The sequence below is a fragment of the Nocardioides sp. WJ219 genome, from assembly GCF_058559815.1.
Window position 1 is genome coordinate 85,782 of the sequence record NZ_JBZUJV010000002.1, and the last position, 16,050, is coordinate 101,831.

The 16,050-nt window shown below is 73.6% G+C and carries 15 protein-coding genes; 4 read left to right on the plus strand and 11 right to left on the minus strand.

Annotated elements, in window-relative coordinates; all coding sequences use genetic code 11:
- Positions 1-18: 18 nt before the first annotated feature.
- The 4 genes from AC4MBH_RS04460 to AC4MBH_RS04475 are packed head-to-tail and all read right to left on the minus strand — an operon-like array spanning position 19 to position 4,578.
- Entirely contained in the window at positions 19-1,242 is a 1,224-nt protein-coding gene (locus tag AC4MBH_RS04460) for a S8 family serine peptidase (protein WP_491793146.1), read from the minus strand.
- Positions 1,243-1,286: 44 nt separating this feature from the next.
- A complete protein-coding gene (locus AC4MBH_RS04465) occupies positions 1,287-1,769 on the minus strand; it encodes a hypothetical protein (protein ID WP_491793147.1) in 483 nt (160 codons plus the stop codon).
- A complete protein-coding gene (gene dnaG, locus AC4MBH_RS04470; RefSeq protein WP_491793148.1) occupies positions 1,766-3,631 on the minus strand; it encodes a DNA primase in 1,866 nt (621 codons plus the stop codon). The genes AC4MBH_RS04465 and dnaG overlap by 4 nt, the downstream gene beginning before the upstream one ends.
- Positions 3,632-3,660: 29 nt before the next feature.
- Positions 3,661-4,578 (minus strand): 2-hydroxyacid dehydrogenase, encoded by a 918-nt coding sequence (locus AC4MBH_RS04475; protein ID WP_491793149.1) that lies wholly within the window; start codon positions 4,576-4,578, stop codon positions 3,661-3,663.
- 107 nt (positions 4,579-4,685) lie between these two features.
- Between AC4MBH_RS04475 and AC4MBH_RS04480 the strand changes: the two genes are divergently transcribed.
- Positions 4,686-5,438, plus strand: coding sequence for an SDR family NAD(P)-dependent oxidoreductase (locus tag AC4MBH_RS04480; RefSeq protein ID WP_491793150.1), 753 nt, complete (start codon positions 4,686-4,688; stop codon positions 5,436-5,438).
- Between the two features lie 11 nt (positions 5,439-5,449).
- On the opposite strand, the gene AC4MBH_RS04485 is transcribed toward AC4MBH_RS04480, so the two are convergent.
- Positions 5,450-6,685: a deoxyguanosinetriphosphate triphosphohydrolase gene (locus AC4MBH_RS04485; RefSeq protein ID WP_491793151.1), complete on the minus strand. Its 1,236-nt coding sequence runs from the start codon at positions 6,683-6,685 to the stop codon at positions 5,450-5,452.
- A 138-nt stretch (positions 6,686-6,823) separates the two neighbouring features.
- Here AC4MBH_RS04485 and AC4MBH_RS04490 point away from each other — a divergent pair, with 138 nt between their 5' ends.
- Positions 6,824-7,303: a DUF5994 family protein gene (locus tag AC4MBH_RS04490; RefSeq protein WP_491793152.1), complete on the plus strand. Its 480-nt coding sequence runs from the start codon at positions 6,824-6,826 to the stop codon at positions 7,301-7,303.
- A gap of 49 nt (positions 7,304-7,352) precedes the next feature.
- Here the strand turns inward: AC4MBH_RS04490 and AC4MBH_RS04495 are convergent, their stop codons facing one another.
- The 5 genes from AC4MBH_RS04495 to AC4MBH_RS04515 all read right to left on the minus strand — a co-directional run bounded on the left by AC4MBH_RS04495 (position 7,353) and on the right by AC4MBH_RS04515 (position 12,465).
- On the minus strand, positions 7,353-8,303 hold the full coding sequence (locus AC4MBH_RS04495; protein ID WP_491793153.1) for a VldE C-terminal domain-containing protein: 951 nt from the start codon (positions 8,301-8,303) through the stop codon (positions 7,353-7,355).
- Between the two features lie 426 nt (positions 8,304-8,729).
- Positions 8,730-9,800 carry a tRNA dihydrouridine synthase DusB gene (dusB, locus tag AC4MBH_RS04500; protein ID WP_491794107.1) on the minus strand — a complete coding sequence of 357 codons (1,071 nt, stop codon included), beginning with the start codon at positions 9,798-9,800 and terminating at the stop codon, positions 8,730-8,732.
- 161 nt (positions 9,801-9,961) lie between these two features.
- Positions 9,962-10,678, minus strand: coding sequence for a hypothetical protein (locus AC4MBH_RS04505; protein WP_491793154.1), 717 nt, complete (start codon positions 10,676-10,678; stop codon positions 9,962-9,964).
- A gap of 1 nt (position 10,679) precedes the next feature.
- On the minus strand, positions 10,680-12,092 hold the full coding sequence (locus AC4MBH_RS04510; RefSeq protein ID WP_491793155.1) for a glycine--tRNA ligase: 1,413 nt from the start codon (positions 12,090-12,092) through the stop codon (positions 10,680-10,682).
- 52 nt (positions 12,093-12,144) lie between these two features.
- Positions 12,145-12,465: an antibiotic biosynthesis monooxygenase family protein gene (locus AC4MBH_RS04515; RefSeq protein WP_491793156.1), complete on the minus strand. Its 321-nt coding sequence runs from the start codon at positions 12,463-12,465 to the stop codon at positions 12,145-12,147.
- Positions 12,466-12,487: 22 nt separating this feature from the next.
- Here AC4MBH_RS04515 and AC4MBH_RS04520 point away from each other — a divergent pair, with 22 nt between their 5' ends.
- Positions 12,488-13,135 (plus strand): acetoacetate decarboxylase family protein, encoded by a 648-nt coding sequence (locus AC4MBH_RS04520; protein ID WP_491793157.1) that lies wholly within the window; start codon positions 12,488-12,490, stop codon positions 13,133-13,135.
- A gap of 136 nt (positions 13,136-13,271) precedes the next feature.
- Positions 13,272-13,679: an MmcQ/YjbR family DNA-binding protein gene (locus tag AC4MBH_RS04525; protein ID WP_491793158.1), complete on the plus strand. Its 408-nt coding sequence runs from the start codon at positions 13,272-13,274 to the stop codon at positions 13,677-13,679.
- Positions 13,680-13,742: 63 nt separating this feature from the next.
- Here AC4MBH_RS04525 and AC4MBH_RS04530 read toward each other — a convergent pair whose 3' ends face one another.
- Positions 13,743-15,272 (minus strand): alkaline phosphatase D family protein, encoded by a 1,530-nt coding sequence (locus AC4MBH_RS04530; RefSeq protein WP_491793159.1) that lies wholly within the window; start codon positions 15,270-15,272, stop codon positions 13,743-13,745.
- Positions 15,273-16,050: the final 778 nt, after the last annotated feature.

A 16,050-nucleotide genomic window follows, 5' to 3' on the forward strand; every position in this document is an offset into this window, starting at 1 on the left:
CGGGTCCGGCGGCCGGGCTCAGGGAGCCGGGTGCGTACGCCGCCGCTCCGCGGCCGTACGACGCCACGCCATGCTGCCGATCGTGACGAGAGCGGCGGTGCCGAGGAGCCCCGCCCCCACGCCGTAGGCGATGTTCTGCAGCGTCCGGTCGGGGGGCTCGGGCAGGTCGGGCGGTGCGATCGCGGGCAGTGGCTCCGCGGGCACCTCGAGCCGCTTGTCGTCGCGGGTCGCGGTGACGGCGAGGTAGGGGTTGACGATGCCGTAGCCGTAGTGGTCGTCGGGCACGGTGGCGCCCGGCCGGTCGGCCGTGGCCTTGATCCGGCGCACCACCTCGTCGGCCGGCAGCCTCGGGTAGCGCTCACGGACCAGGGCCGCGGTGGCACTGACGAACGGCGTGGCGAAGCTGGTGCCGCTGTAGAAGCGGAAGTCGTCCTCGAACGAGGTGAGGCCCACGATCCCCGATCCCGGGGCGACGACACCGAGGTAGGACCCGTAGGTGGACTCCTCGATGACCGCGTCGTTCTCGTCGGTGGCGCCCACGGCCAGCACGTGCGCGAACTCGTCGTCGTCGGCGTACGCCGCCGGCCAGCCGGGCGCGTTGCCCTCGGCGCCGTCGTTGCCGGACGCGGCGACGACGACCACGTCCGCCGCGCCCGCCTCCAGCACGGCGCTCCGGACACCGGGGTCGTCGACGGGGACCACCAGCGACATGTTGATGACGTCGGCGCCCGCCTCGACGGCGGCGTCGATGGCGCGCACCACGCTCGCAGGCGTGGAGAGGTCCTCGGTGTCGGGGTCGTCCTGCTTGATCGGCATGATCGTCGCCTCACGCGCGAGGCCGACGAACCCGGTCTCCGCCACGGCCGGGGCGGCGATGATCGAGGTCACGCCCGTGCCGTGCCCCTCCTCGTCGCAGTCCTTGATGTCGTCGGGCTGGTAGGGCGGCCCCAGCACGTTGAGCCCCGGTGCGCGTCGCAGGTCGGCCAGCTGCGACTGCGACGTGTCGAGCCCGCTGTCGATGACCGCAACCAGGACGCCGGCACCGGTGGCGACCCGGTGCACCCGCTGGAAGTCGAGCCGGTCCTGGGCCCACGGGACCTCGGCGTACCCGTCGAGGCGGTCGGCGGCGCTGGCGTTGTCGCAGTCGTTGCCCGGACCGGCGTACGCCGGTGCGTGGCTGCCGACGGGACCGACCACGGCCGCCAGCCCCAGCGCCAGCGCGGCTGCGGCACGGCCGGTCACGGCGCGCCCCGATCGCACGGTCCCCACCACGGCAGGTTAGCCGTTCACCCGAGGCCGACCTCGGTGCGGGCGGCGACGAGCGCCTCGGCGGCGGCCAGCCGGACGAGGGGGTCGTCGGGGTCGACGCCCTCGTCGTACTCGTAGACCCAGGAGAGGTCTCCCGTGCGTCCGGGCGCGCGCCGGGCGATCACCCGGACGCCGCGACGGTCGGTGACGGGGACGTGCCGCTGGTAGACGACCGAGGCCGTGACGCGCTCGCGGATCAACTCGACGAGCCGGGCGGGCTCGGCGACGACGTAGACGTGCTCGGGGCGGTGCTCCCCCCACGCGCCGACCTCGGTGAGCCGCAGGGTGGTGGTCTCGCGGTCCCAGTCGGCCGCCTCGACCTCCTCCCACGGCACCCGCTCGGGGGCGTAGAAGGCGTCGCGGGTGCCGCCGATCGTGGTGCCGTCGTCGGTCGTGGCCCAGGCCAGGAGCCGCTCCCCCGGGCCGACCGGCAGGTCGGGACGCCGCGCGCGGGCCCTCACTGCTGCCCCACGATCCGGTCGCGCAGGGTGCGCCGGTACTGCTCGAGGGCGGCGAGCTCGCCGAAGAGCTTGTTGTAGTCGGCCGCCTGGTCGACGGGGTTGGTGCGCTGCAGCCGTGCCTTGACGTCGGCGATCCGCCGGATCGCGGTGAGCTCGAGCAGTCGGAAGACGTAGAGGGAGACGTAGGTGGCGTCGGGTGTCTTCATCAGGGGCTCGACCGCCAGCGCGCTGACCACCGACGAGACCGCCGGGTCGGTGGCGGCGTTGCGCAGCCGGGTGGCCCACTGGGGGTCGTCGGCGCCCGCCACCAGGCCGCCCGCAGCGGCGACGAGCTCCCACACGCCGCGGTAGGTCGGGTGGGTGAAGTCGTTGACGCCGATGTCGGCGGTCGTGCGCCCGATCGCGATCGGGTGCTGCAGCACGAGCTTGAGGGTCTCGCGCTCGATCGCGAACCGGGGGTCGCGCAGGTCGGGCACGGCCGAGCGCGGGCGTGCGGCCGGGGCGGGCTCGGGGGTGCCACCGGCCGAGCGCCGGGCGGCGCGGCGTACCTCGGCCAGGACGACGTCGGTGTCGACCTCGGCGCCGATCATCTTGGTGATCTCCTGGGCGAACGCGACCACCTTGGACTGGTCGCGCACCGAGGCGACCAGCCGCGCGCTCTCGCGCATCGCGTCGATGCGACCGTCGGCGCGGTCGAGGTCGTACTTGCTGACGATGTTGCCGAGCACGAACCGGTAGAGCGGCTGCCGCCGGGCGACGAGGTCGCGGACGGCGGCGTCGCCGTCGCGGATGCGCAGGTCGCACGGGTCGAGGCCCTCGGGCTGGACGGCGACGTAGGTCTGGGAGACGAACTTCTGGTCGCCCTCGAACGCCTTGAGCGCGGCGCGCTGGCCGGCGGCGTCGCCGTCAAAGGTGAAGATCACTTCACCGCGGAACTCGTCGTGGTCGTGCATGAAGCGGCGCAGCACCCGGGTGTGGTCGTCGCCGAACGCGGTGCCGCAGGAGGCGACCGCGGTGGTGACGCCGGCGAGGTGGCAGGCCATCACGTCGGTGTAGCCCTCGACGACCACGGCCTGGGAGGTCTTGCCGATGGAGGTGCGGGCGAGGTCGATGCCGTAGAGGACGTGGCTCTTCTTGTAGAGCGTGGTCTCGGGGGTGTTGAGGTACTTGGCCTCGATGCGGTCGTCGTCGAAGATCCGGCGCGCACCGAACCCGATGGTCGCGCCGCCCGGCTCGCGGATCGGCCACAGCAGGCGCCCGCGGAACCGGTCGTACGCCGACCGCCCGACCGCCACCAGCCCGGCCGCGACCGCCTCGTCCTGGCTGAAGCCGCGCCCGCGCAGGTGGCGCAGCAGGTCCTCCCCGCCGCGGGGCGCGAAGCCCATCCCGAACTGCTCGGCCGCGGCCTGGTCGAACCCCCGCTCCTGGAGGAACGTGCGCCCGGCGACGGCGTCGGGGGCGCCGAGGTGCTCGGCGTAGAACTCCTGCGCGACCCGGTTGGCCTCGACGAGCCGCTGGCGCGGTGGGCCCTTGGGACGGTCGTCGTGACCGTCGCCCTCCTCGCGCCGCAGCTGGACGCCGGCCTTGTCGGCCAGCCGCTCGACCGCCTCGGTGAAGGAGAGGCCGTCGATCTGCATCACGAAGCTGATGGCGTCGCCGCCGGCCTGGCAGCCGAAGCAGTGGTAGAAGTGCCGCTGCGGGTTGACGTTGAACGACGGCGTCTTCTCGTCGTGGAACGGGCACAGGCCCTTCAGCGACCCGCCGCCGGCGTTGCGGAGGGTGACGTAGTCGCCGACGACCTCCTCGATGCGGACCTTCTCGCGGACTTCTGCGATGTCCTCCTCGCGGATCCGGCCTGCCACCCCGCGATCCTACGGGCGGCCCGGCGCGCTCAGTAGGCGCCCGTCGTCACGTTGTGGAGATCGTCGCCGGCCGCCCACCGGTGCAGCTGGTCGCGCACCAACCGGTGGGCCCGCGGCCACATGGCACTGGTCATCCCACCGACGTGCGGGGTGACCAGCAGGCCGGGCGCGTCCCAGAGCGGGTGGTCGGCCGGCAGGGGCTCGGGGTCGGTCACGTCGAGCGCTGCGGTGAGCCGGCGCGAGCCGAGCGCGGCCATCAGGTCGTCGGTGACCACGACGGGTCCGCGGGCGAGGTTGACCAGCAGCGCGCCGTCCCTCATCCGGGCCAGGAACCCCGCGTCGACCAGGCCGCGCGTCTCGTCGGTCAGCGGCACGACGAGCACCACGACGTCGGCCCCGGGCAGCAGGTCGGGCAGCTCGTCGAGGGCGTGGACGCCGTCGCGGGCGGTGCGTGCGACCCGGGTGAGCTCGACCTCGAACGGCGCGAGCCGCGCCTCGATCGCGCGGCCGATGGCGCCGTACCCGACGAGCAGGACGCGGCGGTCGGCCAGCGACGGGCGCCACCCGCCGGCCCACGCGTGGCGCTGTTGGGCGCGCACCGCGTCGGGGATGCCGCGCAGCGACGCCAGCACGAGGGTGAGCGCGAGCTCGGCGGTGGAGGCGTCGTGGATCCCGCGGCCGCTGCACAGCACCACCCCGTCGGGCACGTGGCCGCGCACGTTGTCGACGCCGGCGGTGAGCGTCTGCACGACCTCCAACGAGGCCATCCGCGGGATCACCGCGCTCACCTCCGGGCCGAGCCGGTAGGGCGGCACGTAGAACCGCACGTCCCCGACCGTCCCGGGCACGTCGCCGTCGACGGGGTCGACGACCTCGTAGCGCAGGCCGGTCGGCGGGTCACCGAGCTCGGCGGGGTCGAACGGCAGCCAGACCAGGGGTGCGGACACGCCACCGACCCTACGGACCCGGCCGGCCGAACGGTGTCCGATTCCCGCTCGGATGCGGCGTCCGACGCCCGCCGGACGAGCCCGGCACGAGCGGTCAGGCTCGCTGCATGACCACCCAGAACCCCGTCCCTGTCCGCCTGTCCCTCGTCACCGGAGCCACCCGGGGCCTCGGCCGCGCCGTCGCCCACGCACTCGCCGACGTGGACGACCACGTCATCGTCACCGGCCGCCGGCAGCCGGACGTCGACGAGGTCGTGGCCGAGCTGGTCCGACGCGGGGGGACGGCGAGCGGCGTCGTCCTCGACGTCGACTCCCCCGCCTCGGTGCGGTGCGCCGCCGACGAGGTCCGCGAGCGCTGGGGCCACCTCGACGTGCTCGTCAACAACGCCGGGATCCTGCCCGAGGCCACCGCGGCACCCGACGTACTGGTGGACCACGCGGTGCTCGAGCGGACGTTCCGCACCAACGTGCTCGGCGCCGCCGCGGTGCTCGACGCCTTCGTGCCGCTGGTGCGCCGCAGCTACGCCGGGCGGATCGTCAACGTGTCGTCGACGATGGGCTCGCTCACCGACCAGGCCGACCCGGCGTCGCCGTACTTCGACACCGCCGTGCCGGCGTACCGGGCCTCGAAGGCCGCCCTCAACAGCCTCACGATCTCGCTCGCGAAGCTCCTGGCCGACACCCCCGTCGTCGTCACCGCGGTCTGCCCCGGGTTCGTCCGCACCGAGCTCACGCCGATCAACGACCAGGCACCGCTTGCACCGCACGAGGCCGCCCGGGTCGTCGTCGACGCCGCATCGGTGGGGGCGGACACCCCGTCGGGCGCCTTCGTCGGCGCCGCCGGCCCGATCGCCTGGTAGCGACCGGGCGCTCAGCCCGCCACGAACCGCGCGTGGCGGGCGACGGCGGAGGCGTCGGTGAGGGAGGCGACCTGGTCGACGACGACGCGGAGCCGGGCGGCGTCGTCGGGTGCGGCCCGCCAGTCGTCGGCGTAGACGCGGTCGAGACCGTGCGGGGCGCGGTCGCACAGGACGGCGACCAGCTCGGCGAGCAGCTCACGCTGGTGCTCGAGCGCCGCGACCCGGTCGGCGGCCTGCATCACGTAGTGCGCCGCGATGCCCTTGAGCACCGCGATCTCGAGCAGGGTCCGGTCGGGCAGCACCAGGTCGGTGCGGTAGCGCGCCAGCGGACCCTCACCCGCGGCGAAGGTGGCCTGCTGGACGTCGCCGCAGAACCGGCCGATCAGGTCGCTGGTGAGGTTCTTCAGCGCCGCCTGGTGCCGCCGGGTGCCGGCGTACGACGTGGTCGGCCAGCCGTCGATCGAGCACAGTCCGTCGAGCGCGGCGTCGAGGTCGGCGTCGTGGGCGTCGGGGAGGTACCACTCGCGCAGCGTGTCCCACACGGCGGGACGGTCGAGGGTGGTGAGGTCGAGGCGGCCGGCCACGACGCCGTCCTCGACGTCGTGGACGGAGTAGGCGACGTCGTCGGCGAGGTCCATCACCTGCGCCTCGAGGCACAGCCGGCGCGGCGGGGCGCCGCTGCGCATCCAGTCGAAGACCGGGCGGTCGTCGGCGTACACGCCGAACTTCTGGGCGTCGGGACCCTCGGCGCCGCGCAGCCACGGGTACTTGGTGCAGGCGTCGAGGGTGGCGCGGGTGAGGTTGAGGCCGACCGAGACGTCGCCGTCGAAGGTCTTGGCCTCGAGCCTGGTCAGCAGCCGCAGCGTCTGGGCGTTGCCCTCGAACCCGCCGCACGCCTCGCTGACCTCGGCCAGGGCGCGCTCGCCGTTGTGCCCGAACGGCGGGTGGCCGAGGTCGTGGGCGAGGGCAGCGGTCTCGCTGATGTCGGGCTGGCTGCCCAGCGCGCGCGACAGGTCGCGCGCGACCTGGGCGACCTCGAGGGAGTGGGTGAGCCGGTTGCGCACGAAGTCGTCGGACTGCGGCCCCACGACCTGCGTCTTGGCCGCGAGCCGCCGTGACGAGGCGGCGTGGACGACCCGCGCCCGGTCACGCTCGAACGGCGTCCGCTCCGGCGCGTCGACGCGCTTGGGCGGCTCGACCACGCGCCGCTCGCGGGCCGCGGCGTCGTACAGCTCGTCGTCGGACATCAGCCCCAGCCTAGGGACGCCGGGTTCCGGGGTGCGGCCCGGGACCGGCACGCCCGGCGGGTCGCCGTACCCTGACGCGTGACTGACCGCGCGCGAGGCGTCCGCCAGGACGCCGGCGCCGGTCGAGAGGTGAGGGGCATGTCGACGTCGAGCGGTCCCCTGCGACTCCGGCTGGTCGAGCACCCCGGCACCGACCGGCTCGACGGCGGCTGGTGGCCGCGGACCCGCGACCTGGCCGTCGAGCTGCGCGAGCTGGTCGGGCAGTGGCCGGCAGAGCGCGGGCGGCTGGTGCACGCCCGGGTCTCACCACAGGACTGGGACTCCCCTGCCGGGCCGGTGTCGGTGTCGGGCGCGACGGTCGAGACCGGGCCGGAGGGCGACGACGCGCACGTGGCCGTCCTCACCACGGCGGACGGCACCGTGCTGCGCCTGCTGGTCGTGCCGCCCGGATTCGCCGCCGCCCACGGCGACGAGGCACTGCTGGCCGCGGCGAGCCGGGGCAACGCCCACCCGGCGTCCGAGCTGCTCGACGAGGTGGTGGCCCACCCGCCGTCGCCGGCCGCCGACCACTGGACCGACTCCCGGGAGCCCCGCGAGCAGGACTCCACGGCGCCGTAGGACCAGCGGGACCCGACGGCCCGACGGCCCGACGGCCCGCCGGCGTCGGTCAGTACGTCGTGACGTGCACGTGGTCGTAGTGGTTGGCGGTGGTGGACCCGCGGTCCTCCATGCCCCGCCAGCCCTCGCCCGAGCGCTCGACGGACCAGATCTGCTGGGAGTAGATGAGGTAGCTGACCCCGAGCTCGGCGTAGTACTTGCGCACGAACTCGGCGACCTGCCACCCGCGGTCGCCGGAGACCATGATGTCGACGGCGATGCCCTGGGCGTGCTCACCGTCGCTGCGGAAGGTGCCGAAGATGGTGATCTCGGGGAACTCGGCGCAGACGGCGGCGTGCACCTTCTTGATGTTCTCGCTGACGCCGGAGGGCACCGAGGTGCCGTTGGTGCAGTCACCGCCCAGCGCGAACGGCTCCTCCTCGGAGAGGTAGCCCGCGGTCACCCAGCGGGTCTCGGTCTCCTCCCAGACGATCTCGACGCGGCCCTGCAGGCTGCGGCCGGTGACCAGCACCTGCTCGCCGGCGTCGACCTCGCCGGTGTTGGCGGCGTCCTCGGCGGGCGTGGACCAGAGGTTGAGCAGCTCGGTCGTCCAGAGCCGGGTGTCGGCCTGGCGGATCGCCGCGCGGACGGCCTCGGGGGCCATCATCAGCTCGGCCTCGGTCGGGGGCGCGGGCTTGCGCTTGACCTGCTTCGGCTCGCCCTCCAGCCGGGCTCCCCCGCGGCTCGTGATGCTGCGCGACGTGGCGGGCTGGCGCTCGATCACCTCGCCGACCATCTCGGCGGCGGGGTCGACGGTGTCACCGACGACCGGCGCCTCGGCCGTGGGCGCGGCGGTCAGGCTGGCGGGGGCCACCTCGGCGCCGATCACACCGATCGAGACGACGCCGGCGGTGGCGACGACGGCCAGCGGGCCGGCGAGGGTGATGGCGCGGAGCTGGGTGATGCGGGCTCCGAGGAGCCGGCGGGCATTGGTTTCCCGCTTGTGGCGATGTTGAGCCACAGCGCTGGTCCTTTGCGTGTCGATGTCAGGGCTGTGCCCGCCGGGTCACGGCGGGCACGAGGACCGAGTGAAGCACACCCGCGCGGGTGGCGGGCAATCTCTCCCCACCCTCTCGCGGGTGTCCTCGGTCACCCGGGTTCAAAACCGCAGGTCAGGCGTTCGATCGCGCGGCAACGGCAGATCGCGCGGGCCCGGATGTGCCGTTCCCGTTCGATCGCGCGGCAACGGCAGATCGCGCGGGCCCGGATGTGCCGTTCCCGTTCGATCGCGCGGCAACGACAGATCGCGCGGGCCCGAATGTGCCGTTCCCGTTCGATCGCGCGGCAACGACAGATCGCACGGGCCCAATTCTGCCGTTCCCGTTCGATCGCGCGGCAACGGCAGATCGCGAGGTGGCCCCAGCGCCACCGCGCCCGATGGAGGGACCTAGCCCCCGCTGGTCTCACCGGCGTCCTCGCGCAGCACCGTGCGGGTGCCGTCGGTGTCGTCGAGCCACCCCTCGGGCAGGACCACCCGCGCCCGGGGGCTCCCCTGGCGGCCGCGGGGGGTGCCGAGCTCGGAGACGGGGAACGGCTCGTCGGGGTCGAGCCCGGCCAGCAGGGCGTCGAGGTCGGCGAGGGTGGTGACGAGCGCGAGGGCGCGGCGTACGTCGCCGCCGGCGGCGAAGCCCTTGAGGTACCAGGCCACGTGCTTGCGGAACTCCTTGCAGCCGCGCTCCTCGCCCATGTGCTCGCACAGCAGCTCGGCGTGCCGGCGCATCATCACCGCGACCTCGCCCAGCGTGGGCAGCGTGCGCACCTCCTCGCCGGCGAAGGCGGCGGCCAGGTCGCGGAACAGCCAGGGGCGTCCGAGGCAGCCACGACCCACGACCACGCCCGCGGCGCCGGTCTGCTCGACCATGCGCAGCGCGTCGCCGGCCTCCCAGATGTCGCCGTTGCCGAGCACCGGGATGCCGACGTGGTCGACGAGGGTGCCGATCGCCTCCCAGTCGGCCTGGCCGCTGTAGGCCTGGACGACGGTGCGGCCGTGCAGGGCGATCGCGGCGCACCCCGACTCCTCGGCGATCCGGCCGGCGTCGAGGTAGGTGAGGTGGTCGTCGTCGAGGCCCTTGCGGGTCTTGATCGTCACCGGGACGTCGTACGGCGCGGCCGCCGCGACCGCCTGCGCCAGGATCTCGCCCAGCAGGTTGCGCTTCCACGGCAGCGCGCCGCCGCCGCCCTTGCGGGTCACCTTGGGCACCGGGCAGCCGAAGTTGAGGTCGACGTGGGCGACCCCGTGGTCGCCGCAGAGGATCTCCACGGCCTTGCCGACGTAGACCGGATCGGTGCCGTAGAGCTGGACCGACCGCACCGTCTCGAGCTCGTCGAAGGCGAGCATCCGCAGCGTGGTGTCGTCGCCCTCGACCAGCCCGCGGCTGGTGATCATCTCGCAGACGTAGAGGCCCGCGCCCTGCTCGGCGCAGAGCCGGCGGTAGGCGGCGTTGGTGATGCCGGCCATCGGGGCCAGCACCACGGGGGTCTCGACCCGGAGCGGGCCGAGCCGGAGCGGGGCGGTCACCGGTCCATGATGGACCGGCGCGCGGACGGGCCGGAAATCCGCCGCCCGGCGTCAGTCGGCGTCAGTCGGCGTCAGTCGGCGTCAGTCGGCGTCAGTCGGCGTCAGTCGGCGGCGTCGCCGCCGCGCGTGCCCTTGCGGTCACCCCGTTCGCGGCCACGGTCGGCGAGGTCCTTGACCTTGCCGGTCCAGGTGATCGGCACCACGCCCTCGGGCGGGCGGAACATGACCTGCTCGAGCTCGGCGCCGCGTGGCACCAGGAAGATCAGGCACGAGCGCGCCTCGTCGCCGGGGGCGAAGATCGCGGGCAGCGTCGAGCCGGGGCACGGCTCGAAGTCCTGGTCGACGCCGGTCGGCGGGACGAGCCGCTGCTCGGAGTCGACGACGTAGAGCGGCAGCTGGCGTCCGCCCAGGTCGGTGTCGCCGCCGTTGCCGACGTCGACGGTGACGAAGTACGGCGTGGCGGTGGCCATCTCGCGGTCGAGCTCGAAGCCGACCAGCGACTTCTCCACCGTGGTCCGCTCGACCCGGACGACGCTGACCCCCACGACGCCGACGACGTCCTGGCGCGGCTTCCACGCCGCGAGCGCCGGCTCCCGGAGGTCGAGGTCGGTGCCGGGCTCGGTCAGCTCGCGCCCCTCCGGGGCCGGCAGGTACGACGCCGGGTCGGTCGGGGCGGTGTCGGTGGCCGCGTCGGTCGCCGTCGTGGAGGTGGGTTCCGGCCCACTGTCGGCGTCGTCGGAGGAGCCCCCGCCGCCGCACGCCGCGAGCAGCACCCCCGCGGCAGCGGTGGCGACGACGGCGAGCGGGCGGCGGGGCACGTCAGCAGCCGACGAGTCGCTCGGCAAGGTAGGCCGTGACGCCCGCGAGCGGGACCCGCGACTGCGCCATCGAGTCGCGCTCGCGGATCGTGACCGCGTCGTCGTCGAGGGTGTCGAAGTCGACGGTGATGCAGAACGGCGTACCGATCTCGTCGTGGCGGCTGTAGCGCTTGCCGATCGAGCCGGCGTCGTCGAAGTCGATGTTCCACGAGCGGCGCAGCTCGGCGGCGAGGGCGCGGGCCTTCGGCGACAGGTCGGCGTTGCGGCTCAGCGGCAGCACCGCGGCCTTGACCGGCGCGAGCCGCGGGTCGAGGCGCAGCACGACCCGCTTGCGCGAGCCGCCCTTGGTGTCGGGCGCCTCGTCCTCGGTGTAGGCGTCGACCAGGAACGTCATCAGGCTGCGGCTCAGCCCGGCCGCCGGCTCGATGACGTAGGGCACGTAGCGCTCGTCGGCCGCCTGGTCGAAGTAGCTGAGGTCCTTGCCCGAGGCCTCGCTGTGGGTCTTGAGGTCGAAGTCGGTGCGGTTGGCGATGCCCTCGAGCTCGCCCCACTCCGAGCCCTGGAACCGGAAGCGGTACTCGATGTCGACGGTGCGGGTCGAGTAGTGGCTCAGCTTCTCCTGCGGGTGCTCGAAGTGGCGCAGGTTGTCGGGGTCGATGCCGAGGTCGACGTACCACCGGGTGCGCTCGTCGATCCAGTACTGGTGCCACTCCTCGTCCTCGCCCGGCTTGACGAAGAACTCCATCTCCATCTGCTCGAACTCGCGGGTGCGGAAGATGAAGTTGCCCGGCGTGATCTCGTTGCGGAAGCTCTTGCCGATCTGCGCGATCCCGAACGGCGGCTTGGTGCGGCTGCTGGTCACCACGTTGGCAAAGTTGAGGAAGATGCCCTGCGCGGTCTCGGGGCGCAGGTAGTGCAGGCCCGACTCGTCCTCGACGACGCCGAGGTAGGTCTTCAGCAGCCCGGAGAACTGGCGCGGCTCGGTCCACGCGCCGCGGGTGCCGCAGTTGGGGCAGGCCAGCGTGGCCAGGTCGATGGTGTCGGGGTCGACGGCCTCGTCGCCGTCCTTGGCCTTCTTCTCCGCCGCCGCCTCCTGGAGGTGGTCGGCGCGGAACCGCTTGTGGCAGCTCTGGCACTCGGTGAGGGGGTCGCTGAACGTCTTCTCGTGACCGCTGGCCACCCACGTCTGGCGCGGCAGGATAATCGAGGAGTCGAGCCCGACGACGTCGTCGCGCGACTGCACCATCGACCGCCACCACTGGCGCTTGATGTTCTCCTTCAGCTCCACGCCCAGCGGGCCGTAGTCCCAGGCCGACCGGGTGCCGCCGTAGATCTCGCCGCAGGGGTAGACGAACCCCCGGCGCTTGGCGAGCGAGACGACGTGGTCGACGGCGGACGTGGGCGGCTTGGCCACGGGGGCACTCCTGGAGCTGGGTGCGGTCGGCTGGCTGCTGACCGCGGAACGGTCAGCCTAACGAGCGCGTCTCGCGGATATTGAGGTCGGTGCCGGGGTCGGCGACCTCGTAGGCGCTGGGCTCGTCGAGCGCCCGCCCGAGCGTCGGCACCGCGTGCAGCTTGACGTCGTACGACGACAGCGCCCGGCGGTAGGCGCCGACGTGCTCCCACGTCGTGGTGAGCACCCACAGCTCGGGATCGTCGACGTTGCGCCCCATCGTGCCGGCGAGGTAGCCCGGCCGGGCGGCGAGCGCCTCGTGGGCCCGCTGCAGGTCGGCGCGGAAGGACCCGCCCTGCTGTTCCGGGACCCGGAAGCGGTTCACGACGATCACGTCGCGACCCTAGTCTCGCCCCATGACCACCCCCGCCGAGGCCCCGTACGTCAAGCCGGACGGCGTCACCTACCCCGACGCCCCCTGGCACATGGTCGGCTCCCTGTGGCTCAGCGTGTTCCGCCTGGGCCACGACGTCGACGCGCTCCGGCCGAAGGGGGTCTACGGCGCGGCGTTCGTCTCCTACACCGAGGGCAGCCCGCTGACCTACTCCGAGCTGCTCGTCGCCCGGGCGCTGCCGGCGAGCGCGGGCAAGGGTCGCAAGGTCACCATCACCGACATCTGGGTCGACTCCCCCGCCTCGGTGGCCGGGGGCCGCGAGCTGTGGGCGATCCCCAAGGGACTGTGCGACTTCGACCTCGAGACCAGCCACCGCGGCCCGCTGTCGTCGACGGACTGGTCGGCCTCGCTCGAGCGCCGCTCGATCGCCAGCGCCACCTTCCGCGACGTCTCGCGGGCGGCACCGCGGGTCCCGTTCAAGGGCGCGACCTGGCAGCCCGCGCTGCCCGAGGGTGGCGGCGAGAAGGGTGCGGTGCTGCAGGGCTCGTCCAAGACGCTGCCGGCGCGGGCCCGCTGGGACTTCGCCGCCGACGGCCCGCTCGCGTTCCTCCGCGACGCCCGCCAGCTGGCGTCCTTCCGCATGTCCTCCTTCCGGATGCTCTTCGGCTGACCTGCGCGAGCTCGCGAGCGCAGGTCAGGGAAGAAGAGGGTTGAGGAGTGTCGGCACGGTCCCGAGCGCAGCGAGGGACGGTGCGACACGTCTCGAAACCCCGGAGGCCAGGAATGACGGCTGAGGGCCCACGGCGATGGTGAGAGGACGCCCCGAGCCCGACCCGGCGTACGTCGCCCGGGTGGCGCCGTACGCCCTGGCCCTCCCCGACGCCTACGAGGAGGACGCCTGGACGGGCGTGCGGTGGCGGGTGCGGACGCGGACGTTCGCGCACGTGCTCGTGCTGACGCCCGACCGCGTGGCGGGCTTCGGCGAGGGGGTGGTCGTCGAGCCCGTGCCGGCCCTCACCTTCCGCTCCGGCGGTGACGAGCTGCTGGCGCTGACCCACGCGGGTCCGCCGTACCTCCGGCCACCGTGGGCGCCGGGCGTCGTCTCGCTGCTGCTCGGTGCCGACACCGACTGGGACGAGGTCGGCGAGCTGGTCACCGAGAGCTACCGGCTGCTCGCCCCGCAGAAGCTGGTCGCCCGGCTGCCGGACCGCTGAGCCGCGGCTCGGTCACTGGTCATCCCGCGCCGCAGCGCCGACCTGACCCGGCCCATACCCGGGTCAGGCCGGCTGGGCGCCGAGGCGCCCGGCCTCGACGGCGTACGACGCCAGCCGGCGCACGGGCGAGGCCGCGACCAGCGCGTCGTCGACGAACCACTGGTCGCCGCGGAACGTCTGCGGCGTGACCTCGCAGGTCAGGTAGCCGCGCTTGCGGCCCTCGTAGAACAGCATGTGCGGGTTCTCGGCCAGCGCACCCTCGAACACGTCGTTGTTGTCCTTGAGCGTGGTCACCGAGCTGCCGATGAACTCGCTGGTCACGACCGGCGAGGTGGGGTCGAGGGTGAGCCGGACATCGTTGACCATCGCGGCGTGCACGTCGCCCGCCAGCACCACCGGGTTGCTCGGCGCGGCCTCGGCGAGGAAGCGGGTCAGCCGCTCGCGCGCGACGGGGTAGCCGTCCCACTTGTCCATGTTGAACCACTGCGGGCGCCCCGGCCGGACGTCGATCGCCGCGAGGTAGACCTGCTGGGCCAGCACGTTCCAGGTGGCCGCCGACCCGGCGAGCCGCGCGAAGAGCCACTGCTCCTGCTCGGCACCGGTGAGGGTGCGGGCCGGGTCGAACGCGGCCGGCGGCAGCGCCCGGAACGTCTCGCCCCCGATGAGCGGCGTGCGGTACTGCCGGGTGTCGAGCATGTCGAACGCGGCGAGGGCGCCGTACTCGAGGGTGCGGAAGAGCCGGATGCTCGGGCCCTGCGGGCGCGCGGACGCCGGCAGCGGCAGGTGCTCCCAGTAGGCCTGGTAGCCGTTGGCCTTGCGCTCGGCCGCGGTGTTGATGGTCATGTTGTTGACGACCTCGTGGTCGTCGGGGACCACGACGAAGGGGTGCGCGGCGTGCGCGTCCTGCAGGTCGGGGTCGAGGCGGTACTGGGCGTGCCGCAACCGGTAGTCGGTCAGCGACTGCAGCGTCACGAACGGCACGTGTCGACGGTCGGGGCCCGCGGCCGGGTTGGCCGCGCCGGCGCCCTCGTAGATGTAGTCGCCCAGGTGCAGCACCACGTCGACGTCCTGCGCCGCGAGGTGGCGGTAGACGGCGTAGCGCCCGGCCGGGAAGTTCTGGCACGACAGGGTCGCGAAGCGCAGGTTGGTCACCGCCGCCCCGACGCCGGGGAAGGTGCGGGTGCGACCGGTCCTGCTCACCTGGTTGCCGACGCGGAACCGGTACCAGTAGTGCCGGTCCGCCTCGAGGCCGCGCACGTCGACGTGGACGGCGTAGGCGTCGGCGACGGTCGCCCGCGCACTGCCCGAGGCCACCACGTCGCGCATGTCCTCGCGGGTCGCGACCTGCCAGCCCACCTGGACCGGGCGCCCGTCCTGCTGGGCCATCCCACCGAGGCCGTCGAGGGCCAACGGGTCCGGGGCCAGCCGGGTCCACAGCGTGACCCCATCGGGCCGGGGATCGCCCGACGCCACGCCCAGCGTGAAGGGGTAGCCGGCCACCTTGGACGCGTACGCCGGCCGGGCCGCGATCCCGGTCAGCCCCACCGCCGCCACACCACCGGCGCCGAGGACCCCACGTCGAGTCAGCCTCATGGGCGGGACGCTAGGAGGCCCAGGTGACCGCCAGGCGTCACCAGGATGACCGGCCGTGGCCGGCTCCGAACACTGGTCGAGTCGAGACCCGGCGAGGCGGCCTCCTCAACCACCGGTGACCCACGCTGGTCGAGGAGGGCCGCCAGGCCCGTCTCGAGACCATGCCCCACGCTGGTCGAGGAGGGCCGCCAGGCCCGTCTCGAGACCAGGCCCCACGCTGGTCGAGGAGGGCCGCCAGGCCCGTCTCGAGACCATGCCCCACGCTGGTCGAGCCGGGCGAGCGCCAGCGAGCCCGAGTCGAGACCTGGCGAGGTGCGCATCCTCGGGTGGTTTCGAGACGGTTGCTAGCGCAACCTCCTCAACCACCGTCAATGACGCTGGTCGAGCCGGGTCGAGACCCGGCGCGGTGCGCGTCCCGGGTGGTTTCGAGACGGTTGCCAGCGCAACCTCCTCAACCACCGTCAGTGACGCTGGTCGAGCCGGGCGAGCGCCAGCGAGCCCGAGTCGAGACCCGGCGAGGTGCGCATCCTCGGGTGGTTTCGAGACGGTTGCCAGCGCAACCTCCTCAACCACCGTCGGTGACGCTGGTCGAGCCGAGTCGAGGCCGGCGAGGTCCGCATCCTCGGGTGGTTTCGAGACGGTTGCCAGCGCAACCTCCTCGACCACCGTCAGTGACGCCGGTCGAGCCGGGCGAGCGCCAGCGAGCCCGAGTCGAGACCCGGCGAGGGTAGGCACCCTGCGGGGGTCTCGACTCGCGGAGACTCCGTCCCCGCGGCTC

Coding starts and splice junctions, on each gene's coding strand:
- AC4MBH_RS04480 (WP_491793150.1), top strand. CDS start 4,686: ATGACCACCCAGAACCCCGTCCCTGTCCGCCTGTCCCTCGTCACCGGA.
- AC4MBH_RS04485 (WP_491793151.1), bottom strand. CDS start 6,685: ATGTCCGACGACGAGCTGTACGACGCCGCGGCCCGCGAGCGGCGCGTG.
- AC4MBH_RS04490 (WP_491793152.1), top strand. CDS start 6,824: ATGTCGACGTCGAGCGGTCCCCTGCGACTCCGGCTGGTCGAGCACCCC.
- dusB (WP_491794107.1), bottom strand. CDS start 9,800: ATGGCCGGCATCACCAACGCCGCCTACCGCCGGCTCTGCGCCGAGCAG.
- AC4MBH_RS04520 (WP_491793157.1), top strand. CDS start 12,488: ATGACCACCCCCGCCGAGGCCCCGTACGTCAAGCCGGACGGCGTCACC.
- AC4MBH_RS04525 (WP_491793158.1), top strand. CDS start 13,272: ATGGTGAGAGGACGCCCCGAGCCCGACCCGGCGTACGTCGCCCGGGTG.
- AC4MBH_RS04530 (WP_491793159.1), bottom strand. CDS start 15,272: ATGAGGCTGACTCGACGTGGGGTCCTCGGCGCCGGTGGTGTGGCGGCG.